We start from the raw sequence: 17485 nt of genomic DNA, 5'->3' as shown, positions 1-17485 counted from the left end.
CAGCCTGTCTATTTTTTCCGGCAGGCTTGTCAGGGCGTCTTGAGGAACACGCTATCGTAAATCTTGCGGATTTCAGCCACTGACTCGGGGTCGTGCCACTTCTCAACAATGGACCGGTAATAGGCTTTCCCGCGATTGGCGATGAGCACCTTGTTGACCTGCTCCACGACCTGGCGTCCCCATTCATTTTTGGAGCACATCACCCGATTGAAGACCACCTCATCCGCTTCCTGCATGGGAATGGCGATCAGCTCGCCGGCGTGTCCCATCGCGCGGGCCTGGTCGAACGCCAGCAGCGGCAACTCGACCATGTAGTCGATGCGCCCCGCCAGCAGCATGCCGATGGCTTCGATCTGTTCGGAATAATTTTCTTTCGGCGGGTATGCCGCCAGCAGTTTATCGACGGTCGGGCTGTAGGAGCGGTCGCGCATCACCGAGGTGATGAACTGGCGGTTCTGCAGCAGGCTCTGCAGCGATTGCTTCCCTGTGAATTGGCTCAGGCGGTCCCGGCGCACGATAATCCGCAACGGAAGGAAAATTGAACTGGGCAGGGAAAAGTATCCATAGGCCTCGCGCTCCGGTGTTTTCAACGTACCGTTATAGCACCAGTGACTGCCTTTTTTGATCTCGCTGTTGATACGCGGAAACGGCGCTTCCAGTTCCACATGCTGATACTGAGGCAGTTGATCTTTGAGGACGTTCAGGGTCAGGTCAAAGATGCCTTGATGGGCCCATTCCCCGCCCCGGATCATGTAGGGCGGCACATTATATTTCCCCCACACGATCTGGTCGGCAGCCGGTGCCGCCGTACATGCAGCGCTCGCCAGCAAGCAGAGCAGAACGCAGCACAGAGTTCTATACGACATCGTCTGCTTTCATCAATGACGGCGGAAGCGGCCATTCGGCAACCAGGACCTGGTTGCGTCCCGCCATTTTTGCCCGATACAGCGCAGCGTCGGCGGCTTGCAGCAGCGCATTGATGCCGCCTTCGTGCTGGGACGGCATGCAGCTGGCCACACCGACGCTGACCGTGATGCGCCCGAACGCCGACGATGCATGAGGAATGTTCAGGGAAAAAATGGCATCGCACATCTTGTGCACGACACTGACGCCCGCTTCGACATTGGTGTCCGGCGCGATCAGGGCAAACTCTTCTCCACCATAGCGCGCCACGGTGTCGCCCGCCCTGCGGACGGTCTTCTGCAGCATGTCGGCGACCTGGCGCAATACCTCATCACCGGCAACGTGACCGTAATGGTCGTTGTAATGTTTGAACCAGTCGACGTCGAACAAGGCGACCGTCAACGGCTTGTCGTTGCGGGCGCAGCGTCGCCATTCCTGCTCAAGTGTCTGATCAAAACAGCGGCGGTTGGGAATGCCGGTGAGCGCGTCCGTCAGGCTGAGCAACATGAGTTGCTCGTTGGCCTGGGCCAGATCGCGGGTGCGTTCGTCAATGCGCAGCTCCAGCGACTTGTTGAGCGCACGCAGTGATTCTTTTTCCTGTTCCAGCTGCTGGTAAAGCGTCCGGTTCTGCGCCATGTGTTTTTTCAGGCTTGCCAGCATGGCGTTGATGGCGTCGGCAAGAAAATGCAGTTCATGCCGTTTTTTTCCCGGCATCTCTATGCTTTGCTGCGCATCGAGCTGGTTCAGGTCCTGCCCCTGCACGAATGTACTGAGCCTGGTGATCGGCACGCCCAGCCAGCGATGAAATACATAGAGGAAGATAAACCACAGCACCACCGTCTTGATGATGGAGTTGATCAGGATGAGGGTGAATCCGTACGCGACTTTGCGGACCACGACATGGCGGCTGGAGTACACCGTCCAGGAGCCGATATCGTGGCTGAGCTCATGTTCGTCGCGATACAGAATGGGAAAGCGATGGCCGATGGCGGCATTCAGAAAGTCGGTTTTCACGGGGCTGCGTACGCCGTCGGCGTCGACGTGGATCTGCTTTCCCTCGCTGTCGTAGATATTGCCGAGGGCAAGCACCAGGCGTCCCTGGGGATCTTCGATCTTGACGCCGGTTACGACAGGCAGATTGCTGATTCCCGCGAGCGTGGCCTTTTGCACGTCGCCCTGAAAACGCCACGTCGAGCTGGCCAGACTGGCGCCGAACGTCCCGTCCATGGCCATCAATTCATTGTCGATACCGGTTTTCGTATGCTGGTAGTCGGCGGTCAGCTGTACGCACGTGACAATCAGCGTAACCACAAAGTAACTGCCAAAAATAATGCGTAGCAAATGTACGGCCAGAGAATGCTTTGATACAAAATTCATAGTGTTACGCCGACGGTATGCTCTGCTGAAAGGCAAACAAGTTGCCGGAATCGTATTTCTTTTTAACCTGCATCAATCGTGCCAGGTTTTTTCCATAGTAGGCTTGCTGCCAGTTCGGAAGGTCCCGGCTGGGGAAGTTGACATACGATTGCTGCAGCATGAACGGCTGCATGGCGGCAAAGTATTCGGTGAGCCACGCTTGCTGCCTGCGCACGACATCGGGATGATCGATCGGCGCCCAGGCACTTTCCATTTCAAAGATGTAGTTGGCGTTGCGGTGCACGTAAGCGGTGGCATCAGCCGCCACGTCGCGGACCTTGCCTCCGATCGCGAACAGGATGCCCATGTTTTCCGGCAGCAGCGAACCACCGGGCCATTTCATCATCCATTGCAGCATCGTCTCCAGCGCTTCCGGCGGCAGGGTTTCGGCGACGTAGCTGGAGCGCAGGTCATACATGCCGTTCGGATCATCGGTGATGAGATAGTCGCGCGCCTGCCAGTAGCTCATCTGGCGAATATCACGCTTGATCGGCTTGACCAGCTTGAGTGCAGGAGCGAGCGCCTCCAGGGCCTGGTCGAGCGGGCCGAAAAACTGACCCAGCGTGGTCACTTGCAACTGATGGCGCTGCGGCCGCGGTCCTGGCGCATCGGGGTACGCCTTGGTGCGGGTCGACATCTGCCGCGCGTGGTTGTTTTGTATTTCCTGCAAGGTGCTCAACAGTTCGATCTGCTTTTCGCCCGGCCACACGATATTGAAAATCGTCACATCATCCTTCACCTCGTGCAAGGCGAAGCTGAATCCCGTGTTGATGCCGAAGTTGCCGCCACCGCCCCCGCGCAAAGCCCAGAACAGATCGCTGAAATCGCCGTTGGCATCGGCGCTGACCTGCCGACCGTTGGCCAGCACCACGTCAGTCTGCACCAGACTGTCGCAGGTCAGCCCGGCGTGCGTCGCGGCGAAGCCCCAGCCACCGCCGAGCACCAGCCCGCTGGCGCCCACGGTGGGACAACGGCCGGAAGGAATGGCAAAGCTGGAGCCGCTGAAGGCATCGGCCATATTCTGGTTACTGGCGCCGGCCTGGATGTAGCCGCGGTTCTTGTCGACATCGAACCACACCTTGTTCATTGCCTTGACGTCGATCAGCAAGCCTCGGGTGGTTGAGAAGCCCGCGTAGTTGTGCCCACCCGAGCGGATGGCAAACTTTTCGCGATGGTCTGCCGCCCAACGCAAGCACAGCTGGACGTCATGTGCATCTGCGCACATCGCTACCGCCAGCGGCAATACATCGGCATAGCGCGCATTGTTGGGCGCTGCAGCCATCGCGTAGCCCATTTCACCAGGCATGATCAGGCGACCGTGCAGACTGTTGCGTAAAGCCCTTAGATTTTTCGGAGAGTGCAGCGCCGGCGCTGCATTCAGAACCCCGGGAAAACTTCCCGCGTATAACAATGCTGCCCCGGCTTGCAAGAATCTGCGCCGTGGCATTGAATTGGAACCACTCATTGTTTCCCCAATGAAAGTTTGCTTTTTATGTACGCGCGGAGTCGCCCCGCTTGATGAATCAATTCTATCCGACGTGACCATTTTTATTCTTTTGCCTGGGTCAATGAACCGGAATTTTTCTTATGTTGGTTCATGCAGGAGCGCTTGTGGCCGGCCGCGGACATTGACAATAACGGCCGGAACGGACGGCGTCAAGCACGCCCGCCCGGCGACCGGTTGAAGATAAGGTAGCCGGCAATTCCCAGCATGGCGACGCCAAGAAGGCTGTCCTGCAAACGCAGGAACCATACGTTCCTGCTCAGCCAGACACGGATTCTCGACGCACCGTAGGCAAGACAAGCGCCGTTCAACAGACCGAGGACTTTTGAACTCACGGCCAGCACCAGCATCTGTTGCCAGATCGGCCCGATGTCGGGATCCGCGAACTGTGGCAGAAATGCCACCAGGAAGATAAACACTTTCGGATTCAACAAGTTGGTGAACAGCCCTTGCCAGAATACGCCGCGATCGCTGCCGGCGCTGACAGTCCCCAGAGTCTCCTCGCCCCGGATGGAACGTCGAATCGCCCGCACTCCGAGATAAACCAGGTAGAGCGCCCCGGCGATTTTGACGAACTCGAACAGCACCGGTGATTCCTTGAAGATCCCGGCAAGTCCGAACACGACCAAGGGTATCTGAATGACCCCGGCGGCGAAGGTGCCAAGCACGCTCAGCCAGGCAACCTTGAAGCCTTGCGTCATGCCCCGCGTCAGCGTCAGCGCCATGTCGGGCCCGGGAGTCAGATTGAGCGCCAGGCTGGCGGTGAGGTAGAGCAAGAACAGATGGAGTGATGGCATGGCGACGTTGCTGGCTGATCAGGTCAATTCGGGATCCGCTTCGGACCTACCGTCTGCCGGACTGCAACGGCAGGACGCATCCGGGAATTTATAACAAATCGGATAAGCCCGCCTGCTTGCAGCTGATTTCGCGGGATATCTCGCCGTTGCTTCCGCCGCCGCTGCCGAAGCGACGCAGGAGAAATCCTGCCTGCCTTCCAGGCGGGCATCCCCATGAAAAAAGGAGCCCGGAGGCTCCTCTCTGTTCGACGCCGACAGTGCTTACCTTGCGTTCCGCGTCTTCAACCACTCCTCCAGCGCCGCCCTTCCGGTGCCGCTGAAATCGGTGAACACGCCATCCACGCCGGCATCAAAGAACGCCTTGTACTCCGCCTTGGGATCATTCTTGTAAGTGGCGGTCAGGCGCGCTGCTTCGTCGCGGAAGGTGAACGGGTGCACGAACAGGCCGAGCCGGTGCGCGTCGGCCACCAGCGAGGTCGGCGCCATGTTCGATGCCTGGCTCAGCGCCTTGACCGGATTGCCGGCGGCATCCACGCCTTGCGCCGAAATGATGTACACCTTCCATGGGCCGATGCCGTCGGCATAGGTCTTGATCTCGGCCAGGCCTTCCGGCGTCGCCATGGCGGCAAAGGTGCGCGGATCGCCATGCTGCAGCCACGAGTATGGTTTGGCGGTGTCCGGCGAATTGTAGGTCAGCGCGCCGGTCTTGAAGTTGATGCCGTCGCCGTCCATCAATTGCACCGCGCGGGTTTTCAGGCCGAGGCGGCGCATCATCTTCAGGCTTTCCGGCTCGAACGACTGCACGATGATGGGCGCGTCGACACTGTTCCAGCCTTCCTTGTTGATCATGTCCACCAGCTTTTCTTCCAGCGGCACGCCCAGCAGGCGCTGGAAGATCGGGTTCTTGGTTTCCGGATAGACCAGCAGCTTGCTGGATGGATTCGCCGCACGCGTCGCCTTGGCCAGGTCGATCACTTCCTGGAACGTCGCCAACGGATACTTGCCGTCGTATTGATGGCTGCGCACGGCGATCGGTTGTTTGACGCGCAAGGTCTTCAGCTCGGCCGCGGTAAAGTCGCTGATGTACCAGTCCGGCGGCACCGCCACGCCGTCGACGGTGCGCGCTTTTTTGCGCGAGGCGAATTCTGGATGATCGGCAACGTCGGTGGTGTCGCTCAGGAAGGGATTGTGGCAAACGAACAGCACGCCGTCGCTGGAGGACATCAGGTCCATTTCCAGCGCGTCGGTGCCGGCGGCGATGGCGGCCTGGTAGCCCGCGATGATTTCTTCCGGATACAGGCCGGGCAAGCCGCGGTGGCCGATAATCAGCGGGGCTTTGCCATCCAGCGTTTTGATATTTGCAACGCTTTGCGGAGCAGCGCAACCTGCGAGCAGAGTTGCCGCTGCGATGGTGAAAATTGAAGATACGGTGGATAAGCGGTTCATGCGTACTCTTTCTCGACGTTGGGTTTCGGAAAGCCCGTCACGATCAGCTTCCCTGGAAATCTTGCCTGTGGAAAAGTAGAACGCATTTATGTGACCTTGGCATGACGTCCATGTACGCTCGTCCGGTCTCGCCTACGCCGCCCTGGCAAACCAGCCGTGAATCAACCCGCATTGATAAAACTGCACTGGTCTGTCGAATCCCCCGGACGCCATCATCCCGGCGACCATCTCCGGCGCCAGAATGGCAACGTCGCGGCGATATGCCGTTCGCATCTGCTCCAGCTTTTCCTGGCTGAGATCCGCACCGGCCATGGTGCGCATCCAGACTTCCAGCAGCGCACCGTAGTGCGGCGCGTCCGTATCGGAAGTCAGGTCCGAATTGATCAGAATGCCTTTCGGGCACAGCCGTTGGCGGATGCCGCGGAAGAAGCCGGTGCGCTCATCCTGCTGCAGAATGAAGTGCGACACCAGCAGCGAGGTGGCGGCATCGAAGGGCTCGCACGACGGCAGCGAATCCAGATAGCCTTCATGGAACGTACAACGGGAAGCAATGCCCTGCTCCTGCGCCTTGCGACGAAAGACGTCCAGCATCGGCGCGGACGGTTCGACGGCTGTGAAGCGCCAGCCCGGGAATTTTTCCGCCAGAGACAGTATCTCCGCGCCGGTGCCGGCTCCCACGCAAAGGATGCGGGCGTCGGCAGGCAAGCCGGCCAGCACTGCGCTCGCCAGCAAATGCAGCGCATCGCGGAACGGCGCCAGCCGGACCCACTGGCTGTCATAGGCGGAGGCAGCCTGCTGGTTGAAGGTGGCCTGGAGTTTTTCGTCGTTCATGGTTTGCCTGGCCTCTTCCGTTTTTTCTCGAACCGTTGATGGAAATCTGCGCTCAGCATCGCCAGAGTTACCTCGTCGAAGCGCGATACCAGCAGGGCCTCCGCTTCCTCGAATGTCTTGTTCAGGGCGGCGTTGACCGCCTGCTCCACCAGGCAGGCCGGCGCTTCGGTGCGGCTGCCGATGGCGAGCAATGATGGGCTTCCGAGCGCGACATAAACGTCGCGCAAGCTGATCTGTTCCAAATCGCAGGTCAGCGTCCAGCCGCCGCCGTGGCCTTTTTCCGAGCTGACGTAGCCCTGCTCGCGCAGGCCGGCCATGATGCGCCGGATCACCACCGGATTGGTGTCCATGGCTTTGGCCAGCGACTCGGAAGTCATGGGGGATTGATGTTCGGACTGATGTTCGGCGAGGTGCAGCAGCACGTGCAGCACGCCTGATAACCGGCTATCTTTTTTCATGTAACTTAATTTATTACATGAAACGACGAAAGTCAACCGCGCATGGCTTCAGCCAGCTTGGTCCCGCGGATTTTTTATGACGGAAACGCCGCCTGCGCCGGATGCTTAGCGACGCACCAACGCAATCAGATATCGGCAAGGCTTGCTGCCGGGATTCGTGAAGACGCAATCCATCGGCGGCCCCAGTTGCAGGCAATCGCCGGGACTGAGCTGATGCTCCTGCTCGCCTTCGCGAAACAGCAGTCGTCCCTCGAGCATCAGAATCTGCTCATGCTGGAAGGTAAACGCGCTGGCCGGATACGGCACGCTGACCTTGGCCGGCAGGACAATCTCCAGCAATTCCAGCATGCCGCCGGCGGGCGGCGACAAGGTGCGGCGCGTGTAGCCGGTCTCAGGATCGGTCCAGACGTTTTGCTGCGCGTGCTGGTTCAGGCGATTGCCGTTCTGCTCCGCCAGCGACAACAGCATCGACAAGGCCAGGCCGAAGGCGCCCGACAGACGACCAAGCACTGTCGCGGTCGGACTGGCCTCGCCGCGCTCGATCTTGCTGATCATCGCTTTCGATACGCCGGAACGCTCGGACAGTTCGGCGAGAGACCAGCCCCTGCTGCCGCGTTCGATTTTGATACGCGTGGAGATGGCCTGGGTCGGGTCTTCTGCGATGAGGGCGTGAGAGGTATTCAAGCGGATGAAATATCGGTGTCGGTAAGCCGGAGATTATACCTGCTGCACCTTCCAGGGGAAACTCGCGCACCACGTCGGCGCTTGATCCGGATCAATACGGGGCATGCCGGATTACTCTAAAAAATATGAAGAATATTCTTGCATAGTGTATTTTTGTCCAATATAGTAAACGGCAGAAAAACGCGAATCAGCTGCAATGCCGATCAAAACAAAGCTGCTGGGCCGCATCGTTTGCCGCAACAAGATCAGCTACCGAGGAGACAGAATGTCCAGAGAAATCCATTTCAATGCGTTCGACATGAACTGCGTCGGCCATATCCAGCAAGGATTGTGGCGCCATCCGCGCGACCGTTCGGCCGATTACCGTGATATCCAGTATTGGATGGAGTACGCCCGCAAACTGGAAAAAGGTTTGTTCGACGGTATCTTCTTCGCCGACGTCGTCGGCGTCTACGACGTCTACGCCGGCAACCCGGATGCTGCCATTCGCGGCGCGGTGCAGGTTCCCGTCAACGATCCGACCATGCTGATCCCGGCAATGGCCGGCGTCACCACGCATCTCGGTTTCGGCGTGACCAGTAACCTGGTGTATGAGTCGCCGTTCCTGTTCGCGCGCCGCATGTCGACGCTGGACCACCTGACCGGAGGACGGGTCGGCTGGAACATCGTGACCGGCTACCTGGACAGCGCAGCGCGTGCCATCGGCCTGTCGGGGCAAATGGCGCACGATGACCGCTATGACCTGGCCGACGAATACATGGAACTGGTTTACAAATTGTGGGAAGGCAGCTGGGAAGACGGCGCAGTGCAGGTCAATCGCGCGGACGGCTTCTACGCCGATCCCGCCAAAGTACACGTCATCCACCATCGTGGACGCCAGTATCAGGTCGACGCCATGCATCTGTCGGAACCGTCGCCGCAACGCACGCCGGTGCTGTATCAGGCAGGTTCTTCCACACGCGGTCGCCAGTTCGCAGCAACCCACGCCGAATGCGTGTTCGTCAACGGCCAGAGCAAGGACGGCGTCAAGAACATCGTTGACGATATCCGCGCGCAGGCCGTCGCACTGGGTCGCGCCGCCGACGACATCAAGGTATTCCTCGGCGCCACCATCATCACCGCCGCAACCGAAGCCCAGGCCAAGGAAAAATTCGCCGAGTACCAACGCTACGTCAGCTCCGAAGCGGCGCTGGTGCATGCGGCGGCGTCGATGGGCATCGACTTCGCCAAATACGACATGGATGAACCGATCGAAACCGGCAAGAGCCAGGCCATCGTCTCCAACGTCGAGGCCATGACCCGCAGCGCCGGCCCGCAATGGACCAAGCGCAAACTGCTGGAACAGATGACGCTCGGCAGCCGCCAGGCGCCGCTGGTCGGCTCGGCCGAACAGGTCGCCGATGTCCTGATGGGCTGGTCCGAGCAAGCCGGCGTCGATGGTTTCAATCTGTCGCGCACCGTGGTGCCGGAATGCTTCGACGACATCATCGGACTGGTGGTGCCCATCCTGCAAGAGCGCGGCGTCTACAAGACCGCCTATAAACAGGGTGCGCTGCGCGAGAAGCTGTTCGGTGCGGCGCGTTTGCCGGCCAGCCACAGCGCCAACCAATACCGTATCAAGCCAACGCCGTAACACCGGCCGGGCCGGCCTCCTCCTCATCAGCACCATATCGGCGCGCCGTTGTCGACGCGCCGAGGGGGAACGCTTGCCCTGAATCAGTTGCGCTGCATTGGGTTGCGCAATCCATTCATCCTTGATGAAAGTCCGCCATGATCGATAAAATCATCTTCCGCGACGCCATGTCCAGCTTCGGCGCCGCCGTCAATGTCATCACCAGCGACGGCGTTGCCGGGCTGGCCGGTTGCACCGTCTCTGCGGTATGCAGCGTCACCGACGAACCTCCCACCCTGATGCTGTGCATCAACCGCGACAGCCGCAACAACGCCATCTTCAAAGAGAACGGCGCCTTGTGCATCAACGTGCTGTCGGCCTGCCAGCAGCAACTGGCGATCCTGTTCTCGAGCAAAGGCGTCGACGTCAAGGAGCGTTTCCTGTCGGCGCAATGGGAGCGGCTGGAAACCGGTGCGCCGGTATTGATCGATGCGCTCGTCGCGCTTGATTGCAAGATCGATTCGGTTTCTGAAGTCGGCACCCACAGCGTGTTCTTTTGCTCCGTGCAAGCGGCGCGCAGCAACAAGGGCAAGGAGGCGCTGATCTACCTTGGGCGCAACTTCCACTGCCTGCCGACTGCGCTGGCGGCATGACAGCATGACGGCAGCGACAGACACCAGGGGCACCATCGACATGAAGGATGCGATCACACCGCTGCCCGGCAAGCTGCGCTCGCTGCTGATCCTGCTGGCGTGCGAGATCGGCGCGATGGCGGTCTGGTTCTCTTCCGCCTCGGTCATCTCGATGATCAAGCGCACCCAATCGATCCCGGCGCTGGACCAGGCGCTGCTGACGAGTTCGGTCCAGTGCGGCTTCGTCGTCGGCACCGTGATCAGCGCATTGCTGTCGCTGGCGGACCGCTACGATCCGCGCCGGCTCTTCATGGCGTCGGCGCTGGTGGCGGCCGCCGCCACCGGTTTGCTGGCGCTGTTGCCGCCGGTCGGGACCGGGGTCTTCCTGTTGCGCTTCCTGACCGGCATGTGCATGGCCGGCGTGTATCCGGTCGGCATGCGGCTGGCAGTGACCTGGGCGCAACGCGATATGGGCTTGCTGATCGGCTTGCTGGTCGGCGGACTGACATTCGGCTCGGCCAGCCCGCATTTGCTGGCCGCGCTTGGCGGCATCGAGTGGCGCGTCATCTACGCGATCGCCGCCGGCTGCGCGGCGCTGTCGGGCATCGGCATTCTGTTCTGCGGCCTGGGACCGAACATGACGCGCGGCAGCCGCATCGATTTCAACTACATGGCGCAGGCCTGGCGCAATCCGGCGATACGCCTGGCCAACCTGGGCTACCTCGGCCACATGTGGGAGCTCTACGCGATGTGGGCATGGCTGGCGGCTTTCCTCGCGGCCAGTTTTGCAGCGGCAGGCATGGCGCGGCCGGAACACTACGCCAGCCTCTTGACCTTCGCCGCGGTCGCCGTCGGCGCGTTTGGATCGATCGGCGGCGGCTGGCTGGCGGACCGCTGCGGCCGCACCACCGTGACCATCGCCGCGATGGCGACCAGCGCCGCCTGCGCCGTGCTGATCGCCTTCCTCTACGGTTTCACGCCGTGGCTGGTGGCGCCGGTGGCGCTGCTGTGGGGCATCTCCGTGATTGCCGATTCGGCCCAGTTCTCCGCCAGCGTGGCCGAGCTCGGCGAACCCTCGATGACCGGCACGCTGCTGACCGTCCAGACCTGCGCCGGCTTCCTGCTGACGCTGGCAAGCATCCACCTGGTGCCGGAAGTGGTGGCATGGATGGGCTGGCGCGCCGGGTTTTGCATGCTGGCGATCGGTCCAGCGCTGGGTTGCGTTGCGATGTATCGCCTGCGGCAGCGCCCGGAAGCACTGCGTCTGGCAAACGGCAAAAGATAAACAAAAAACTCAGCAGCAAATTCAGCAACGGATGCAGTGCGCAAGCGCGTGTCATTTCACAAGGTCGAGCGATGAACAACTACCCCGAAATTCAATTCCTGATCAATGGCAACTGGATACACTCCGCCGGCAAGCCGATCATCAACCCTGCCGATGAAAGCGTGATCGGCAGCGTGCCGATGGCCACGCCGCTACACCTGGAACTGGCGCTGCAGGCGGCCGACTCCGGCTTCCACATCTGGAAGAACATGGCCCCCGCCAAACGCGCGGAGATCATGCTGCGCGCTTGCGACCTGATGCGCGAACGGGTCGAGAGCATTGCTGCGGCCATCACGCTGGAACAAGGCAAGACCCTGGCGCAAGCGCGCGCCGAAGTCCTGCGCGGTTGCGACCTGATCGCCTGGGACGCCAACGAAGGCCGCCGATTGTACGGTCGCCTGATCCCGGCCGAGCCGGAGATGCGGCATACCGTCTTTCGCGAACCGGTCGGCGTCGTTGCGGCGTTTACTCCCTGGAATTTCCCGCTCAGCTCACCGGCGCGCAAGGTCGGCGGCGCCTTGGCCGCAGGCTGTTCGATCATACTCAAGGCGGCGGAAGAAACCCCTGCCGGCGCCTTGATGCTGGCGCGCGCCTTTACCGATGCAGGTCTGCCGCCGGGTGTGCTCAACCTGGTGTTCGGCGATCCGGCCCAGATTTCAGAAACCCTGATCTGCCATCCGTTGGTGCGACTGGTGACCTTCACCGGCTCGACCGCAGTCGGCAAGCACCTGGCGGCGATGGCGGCGCGCCACATGAAGCCGGCCATCATGGAACTCGGCGGACATGCGCCGGTGATCGTCTGCGAAGACGCCAATCCCGAACTGGCGGCAACGGTGTCGCTGCAAGGCAAGCTCAACAACGGCGGCCAGGTGTGCGTCGCGCCGACGCGCTTTTTTGTGCATCGCGCGGTCTACGATCGTTTCGTTGCGGCATGCGCCGCCTACGGTGAAAAGATCCGCGTCGGCGACGGCATGCGCGACGACGTGCAGATCGGCCCGGTCACCAACATTCGCCGCGTACAGGCGCTGGATGCGATGGTCGACGATGCCCTGCTGCATGGTGCGCGCATCGTCTGCGGCGGCAAACGCCTGCCGGGCGCCGGTTATCACTTCCCGTTCACGGTGCTGGCCGACGTGCCCGTGATGGCGCTGGCGATGCGCGAAGAACCGTTCGGCCCCTTGTGCCTGATCACGCCGGTGGAAGACATCCACGACGCCATCCGCAAGGCCAACGACCTGCCGTTCGGCCTGGCCGGCTACGCATTCACCGAGTCGGCCAACCATGCGCATCGGCTGGCAAGCGAACTCGAGGTCGGCAACCTGGCCATCAACCACATGGTGTCGGCGGTGTCGGAAACACCGTTCGGCGGCGTCAAGGACAGCGGCTATGGCCGTGAAGGCGGCACCGAGGGACTGGAGCATTACACCCACGTCAAATCGGTGTCGCACAAGTTGCTGGGCTGAGCCACGAATTTATCCGGATCTCGATCCGACTTCGCTCCGGAGGAAATCCCATGTAGCCCGTCCGCCATCGCCAGCCCGGTTCGCCGCTATTCCTGCGGACCTTGCAGTTCATCTTCGCCTGTTTCTGCGATTCAGCCAGCTGAGCCGCAGGCCACGCTTGTTGTCGTTTGCATCTGTCAATTGTCAATTCAAGGGGGGATTCAATGAGTGCAGTTCGGTATCTTGCTTTACTGCCCGTCGCATCAGTCATGCTCGGGCCGTTTTTCTTCAATCGCGTTACGCCATTTCTGTTCGGTCTGCCATTCCTGCTGTCGTGGATGGCGCTGTCGCTGGCCATGACGTCGGTCGTGATGTACGTCGTCTATCGATTCGATCCGCGCAATGCGCCGGGCTATGTCGAGCTGGGAGAATAATATGAACATTGCCTTGATCCTTATTTTCGGCACCATGCTGCTGGCCCTGTGGCTCGGAGTCCGCGCCCAGCGCGGCAAGGACATGAGTCTGGAGCAGTGGACGGTGGCCGGCCGCGGCTTCGGCGCCGGCCTGGTGTTCCTGCTGATGGCGGGTGAGATCTACACCACCTTCGTTTTCCTCGGCGGCAGCGGCTTTGCCTACGGCGTCGGCGGTCCGGCGTATTACATGCTGGGCTTCGGCAGCCTGAGCTTCGTGTTGTCGTACTGGATATTGCCGCCGATCTGGCGCTTCGCCAAACAGCACAGATTGCTGTCGCAACCGGACTTCTTCGCCAAGAAATTCAACAGCCCTGCGCTCGGCATCCTGGTCGCCCTGGTGGGCGTGGTCGCCCTGATGCCCTATCTGGTGCTGCAGCTCAAAGGCCTCGGCATCATCGTCAGCGTGGCGTCTTACTCCGGCCTGAGTTCCACGCAAGGCGTCTGGATCGGTGCGATCGTCACGGTCATCTATGTCATGGTATCGGGTGTGCACGGCTCGGCCTGGACCTCTGTGCTGAAGGATTTCCTGGTGCTGGCGGTGGCGATCTTCCTCGGCCTGTATCTGCCCTGGCACTACTACGGCGGCATCACGCCGATGTTTGAAGCGATCGAACTTGCCAAACCCGGCTTCCTGGCCTTGCCGGCCACCGGCAAGAGCGCGGTCTGGATGACCTCCACCGTGCTGCTGACGACACTGGGCTTTTACATGTGGCCGCATATGTTCATGGCGTCGTTCACCGCCAAGAGCGAGCAGAGCCTGCGCCGTAATGCCTATACCCTGCCGATCTACCAGATGATGCTGCTGTTCGTTTTCTTCGTCGGCTTTGCCACCGTCTTGCAGATCCCCGGTTTGACCGGACCCGACATCGATCTGGCGCTGTTCAAGATTTCAATCGCCACCTTCGATCCCTGGGTGGTCGGCATCATCGGCGCAGCCGGCGTGTTGACGGCCATCGTCCCCGGTTCGATGATCCTGATGGCCGTGTCCACGCTCCTGGCGAACAATGTCTATCGCGCCATGCGCAAGTCGAGCGACAACGCCGAAGCAGACAACCACCACATCGGCCGCGTCGCCAAGCTGGCGGCGCCGTTGGTGATGCTCGCAGGATTGTGGTTCACGTTGCAGGGCGGACAAACCATCGTCTCGCTGCTGTTGATGGCGTACAGCCTGGTGACGCAATTATTTCCGGCGCTGCTGGCCAGCATCATGCCGTCCCGGCCGGTCACCAAGGCGGGGGCGATCGTCGGTATCCTGGTCGGTGAAGCAACCGTGGCGATCCTGTCGGTGACCAAGATGACGATCTCGGATCTGATTCCTTTCATCCCTGATTTCCTCAAGGACACCAATGTCGGCGTCGTTGCCCTGACGCTGAACGTCATCGCCATGTTGCTGGTTACTGCGGTGACGCGTTCCGGCGCCAGGCAGGACAGCAATCAGCTGCGGGCTGATTCAATTGCCTGAATGAAGTAAGCAAGTGATGTGAGCAAGCGAGGTAGCAGCTGCTCCGGCGGCGAGGCGAGGACTCCATCGAGACACCCTGCTTCGCCGCCTTTTTTCATTTTCAATTTTCTAGCCATGACTTCCAACGACGCCCTGAACTTTTCCGATACGACGACGCTGCGCGCCTTGATCAATGCCAACTTGCCGTTCCTGCGCAGCTTCAGGCGCGACCTGCACCGGCATCCGGAATTGCGCTTCGAAGAGTTGCGCACCGCCGAGGTGGTCGCCGCCGAATTGCAGAACGCCGGCTATGTGGTGCGCAAGGGCATGGGCGGCACAGGACTGGTCGCCACCTTGTCGGGCAAGCAGCGCGGACCGGGTATCGTGCTGCGCGCCGACATGGACGCCCTGCCGATCAGCGAAAAGAATGTCTTCGATCACGCCTCCCGTTGCGACGGCCGCATGCACGCCTGCGGCCATGACGGACACACCACCATGTTGCTGGGCGCAGCGTTGCTGATGAAGACGTTGCAGGCCCCGCCGCACGACGTGCACTTCGTCTTTCAACCGGGCGAAGAAGGCGGCGCGGGCGCGCGCAAGATGATGGATGACGGGTTGTTCCAAGAATTCCCGACGAAGGCGGTGTTCGGCATGCATAACTGGCCCGCCTTGCCGGCCGGACAGTTCGGACTGCGCGTCGGCCCTATCATGGCCGCGGGCCAGCGTTTCAGAATCAGCGTAACCGGTCTTGGTGCGCATGCCGCCCAACCGCACATGGGCATTGATCCGATTCCGATTGCCTGCGCCATCGTCCAGCAATTTCAGACGCTGGTTGCGCGCCACAAGAGTCCGGTCGATCCGGCCGTGATTTCGGTGTGCATGTTCAACGCCGGCATGACCGACAACGTCATTCCCGACAGCGCAGAGCTGCGCGGTACGGTACGCACCTTGTCGTCCACACTGCTGAAAAAACTGCAAGGAGAGATGACCAGAATCGCTGAAGGCATTGCTGCCATCCATGGCGCCGGCGCGACGCTGGAGTTTTTCCAATACTATCCGGCGACGGTCAATACGCCCGCAGAGACGGCGTTCTGCCGCCAGGTGCTGGAGCGCTGCTTCGGCGCCGGCAATGTGCACGCAGACGTGCCGGCCAACATGACCTCAGAAGACTTCGGCTTCATGCTGGAGGAACGTCCCGGAACCTACATCCTGATCGGGAATGCTGCCGCCGGCAGTCGCCAGCAGTTGCACAATGCACACTATGACTTCAATGACGACATCATCGCCGGCGGCGTCGAGTACTGGGTGCGGCTGGCGCAATCCTTTTCCTGTGAGCCTGCGCAATAATCCCATCCAGCCTGCAGGTTACTCCGCCGGTTCAGGGAACGACATGTCGAAGGTCTACTGGATGTCGGCCCTGAGATGGCTTGCAGGAAGCCCGATATCTTCCAGGACCTTGCGGAGTTTTGTCGCATACGCAGGATCGACGGCGCCATCCAGCGGCGGAGCTATGTGCACCATGCTGATGGCGCTGACGATCCGCTCGCCGTCATCGACTGCAAACGCTTCCGCCCGATAGTCGGGTTGATCCTTGTAGAGGACGTCGATTTCGGCATGTGTGAGCTGGTACAGCATGCCGTGCGCAGTCGCCCCTTCTTCTCGCAACAAGATCGCCTTCGTCCGGACGACTATCTTGCAATCGCGAATCGTGGCAAGACGCGGCTGCCGGATGACGATCCCTTTGGTCTGCAGCGAAGCGGCATCCATATGCAGACCATAGAAAAAGATATCGACGAGACGGTGGGGCGAATTTTCCGCTGCGTTGTCCATGCTGCTCCGATGTGAAGTGAGAATCAGGGCGCGCCGTTGTCGCAATGCGCACCAAAGCCCGGCCGCTCGCGCAGGCGTTCGAAGTAGCTCGCTACGGCAGGATAGTCCGGCCGCTCCATGGGCGTCGACAACCAGCGATTGACGGACAAGGCGATCGGGATGTCGGCCAGCGTGAAATCCTGGCCGGCGACGTACGCGCCGGTCGCGTCAAGATGGCGATCCAGCCTGCCCATGTGCGCGTTCCAGCCGGCGACTGCGGCGGCCAGTTCTGTTGGCTGTTGATGCGCGGGCGACTTTCTGACCAGCGAAAGAAAAGCGTAGCGCCATGCACTGTTCAGGTCCGATGCCTGCCAGTCCATCCATTGGTCCACCTGCGCCCGTCGCCGCGGTTCCTGCGGATACAGCGGATCGGCGCCGTACCGGTTGGCCAGATAACGCAGGATGGAATTGGATTCCCATAGCACGAAGTCGCCATCGCGAATCACCGGAACCAGCCCGTGTGGATTCAACGCCAGAAACTCCGGCGTTTGCGTCGATTGAAAATCCCCGCCCCAGTTCTCCTGCTGGAAGGGCAAGCCGAGTTCCGTACAGCACCAGAGCACTTTTCTGACGTTGATTGACGTAACTTTTCCAAGGACGGTAATCATGGCGACGCTTTCAGGTTGAAGGAATCACGATACAGAGACAGGCAT

Annotated in this window: 17 protein-coding genes; 7 read left to right on the top strand and 10 right to left on the bottom strand. The window is 60.7% G+C overall.

The window, feature by feature from the left end:
* Nucleotides 1–29: 29 nt before the first annotated feature.
* The 8 genes from ACIROW_RS20965 to ACIROW_RS20930 form a co-directional block, all read right to left on the bottom strand.
* Nucleotides 30–866, bottom strand: coding sequence for a TIGR02285 family protein (locus tag ACIROW_RS20965; RefSeq protein WP_402278523.1), 837 nt, complete (start codon nucleotides 864–866; stop codon nucleotides 30–32).
* Nucleotides 856–2316: a diguanylate cyclase gene (locus tag ACIROW_RS20960; protein WP_402278522.1), complete on the bottom strand. Its 1461-nt coding sequence runs from the start codon at nucleotides 2314–2316 to the stop codon at nucleotides 856–858. Before ACIROW_RS20960 ends, ACIROW_RS20965 begins: the two co-directional genes overlap by 11 nt.
* The gene (locus tag ACIROW_RS20955; protein WP_402278520.1) at nucleotides 2285–3865 is read right to left on the bottom strand and encodes an FAD-binding oxidoreductase; all 1581 of its coding nucleotides are present in this window, start codon (nucleotides 3863–3865) and stop codon (nucleotides 2285–2287) included. The genes ACIROW_RS20960 and ACIROW_RS20955 overlap by 32 nt, the downstream gene beginning before the upstream one ends.
* A gap of 110 nt (nucleotides 3866–3975) precedes the next feature.
* Nucleotides 3976–4620, bottom strand: coding sequence for a LysE family translocator (locus ACIROW_RS20950; protein WP_402278518.1), 645 nt, complete (start codon nucleotides 4618–4620; stop codon nucleotides 3976–3978).
* 261 nt (nucleotides 4621–4881) lie between these two features.
* Nucleotides 4882–6066 carry a glycerophosphodiester phosphodiesterase family protein gene (locus ACIROW_RS20945; RefSeq protein ID WP_402278516.1) on the bottom strand — a complete coding sequence of 395 codons (1185 nt, stop codon included), beginning with the start codon at nucleotides 6064–6066 and terminating at the stop codon, nucleotides 4882–4884.
* 132 nt (nucleotides 6067–6198) lie between these two features.
* Nucleotides 6199–6897: a class I SAM-dependent methyltransferase gene (locus ACIROW_RS20940; protein WP_402278514.1), complete on the bottom strand. Its 699-nt coding sequence runs from the start codon at nucleotides 6895–6897 to the stop codon at nucleotides 6199–6201.
* Entirely contained in the window at nucleotides 6894–7355 is a 462-nt protein-coding gene (locus ACIROW_RS20935) for an Rrf2 family transcriptional regulator (protein ID WP_402278512.1), read from the bottom strand. The genes ACIROW_RS20940 and ACIROW_RS20935 overlap by 4 nt, the downstream gene beginning before the upstream one ends.
* 105 nt (nucleotides 7356–7460) lie before the next feature.
* Complete coding sequence (locus ACIROW_RS20930; protein ID WP_402278510.1) at nucleotides 7461–8039, bottom strand: helix-turn-helix domain-containing protein; 579 nt, start codon at nucleotides 8037–8039, stop codon at nucleotides 7461–7463.
* A 265-nt stretch (nucleotides 8040–8304) separates the two neighbouring features.
* Between ACIROW_RS20930 and ACIROW_RS20925 the strand changes: the two genes are divergently transcribed.
* The 7 genes from ACIROW_RS20925 to ACIROW_RS20895 all read left to right on the top strand — a co-directional run bounded on the left by ACIROW_RS20925 (nucleotide 8305) and on the right by ACIROW_RS20895 (nucleotide 16310).
* Nucleotides 8305–9672, top strand: a complete 1368-nt coding sequence (locus ACIROW_RS20925; protein ID WP_402278508.1) for an LLM class flavin-dependent oxidoreductase — start codon at nucleotides 8305–8307, stop codon at nucleotides 9670–9672.
* Between the two features lie 137 nt (nucleotides 9673–9809).
* Nucleotides 9810–10304 (top strand): flavin reductase, encoded by a 495-nt coding sequence (locus ACIROW_RS20920; protein ID WP_402278506.1) that lies wholly within the window; start codon nucleotides 9810–9812, stop codon nucleotides 10302–10304.
* 4 nt (nucleotides 10305–10308) lie between these two features.
* Nucleotides 10309–11568 (top strand): MFS transporter, encoded by a 1260-nt coding sequence (locus tag ACIROW_RS20915; protein WP_402278504.1) that lies wholly within the window; start codon nucleotides 10309–10311, stop codon nucleotides 11566–11568.
* Between the two features lie 71 nt (nucleotides 11569–11639).
* A complete protein-coding gene (locus ACIROW_RS20910) occupies nucleotides 11640–13070 on the top strand; it encodes an NAD-dependent succinate-semialdehyde dehydrogenase (protein WP_402278502.1) in 1431 nt (476 codons plus the stop codon).
* 203 nt (nucleotides 13071–13273) lie between these two features.
* Nucleotides 13274–13483, top strand: coding sequence for a DUF3311 domain-containing protein (locus ACIROW_RS20905; protein WP_402278500.1), 210 nt, complete (start codon nucleotides 13274–13276; stop codon nucleotides 13481–13483).
* Nucleotide 13484: 1 nt separating this feature from the next.
* Nucleotides 13485–14984: a sodium:solute symporter gene (locus tag ACIROW_RS20900; RefSeq protein ID WP_402278498.1), complete on the top strand. Its 1500-nt coding sequence runs from the start codon at nucleotides 13485–13487 to the stop codon at nucleotides 14982–14984.
* Between the two features lie 114 nt (nucleotides 14985–15098).
* Nucleotides 15099–16310 (top strand): M20 aminoacylase family protein, encoded by a 1212-nt coding sequence (locus ACIROW_RS20895; RefSeq protein ID WP_402278496.1) that lies wholly within the window; start codon nucleotides 15099–15101, stop codon nucleotides 16308–16310.
* A 54-nt stretch (nucleotides 16311–16364) separates the two neighbouring features.
* Here the strand turns inward: ACIROW_RS20895 and ACIROW_RS20890 are convergent, their stop codons facing one another.
* Both ACIROW_RS20890 and ACIROW_RS20885 read right to left on the bottom strand, forming a co-directional pair.
* Complete coding sequence (locus tag ACIROW_RS20890) at nucleotides 16365–16793, bottom strand: hypothetical protein (RefSeq protein WP_402278494.1); 429 nt, start codon at nucleotides 16791–16793, stop codon at nucleotides 16365–16367.
* 23 nt (nucleotides 16794–16816) lie between these two features.
* Nucleotides 16817–17440, bottom strand: a complete 624-nt coding sequence (locus tag ACIROW_RS20885; RefSeq protein WP_402278493.1) for a glutathione S-transferase family protein — start codon at nucleotides 17438–17440, stop codon at nucleotides 16817–16819.
* Between the last annotated feature and the right edge of the window lie 45 nt (nucleotides 17441–17485).

The sequence above is a fragment of the Herbaspirillum sp. NPDC101397 genome, from assembly GCF_044767325.1.
GTDB lineage: Bacteria > Pseudomonadota > Gammaproteobacteria > Burkholderiales > Burkholderiaceae_D > Herbaspirillum.
This window is presented reverse-complemented; position numbering and strand designations above follow the sequence as displayed.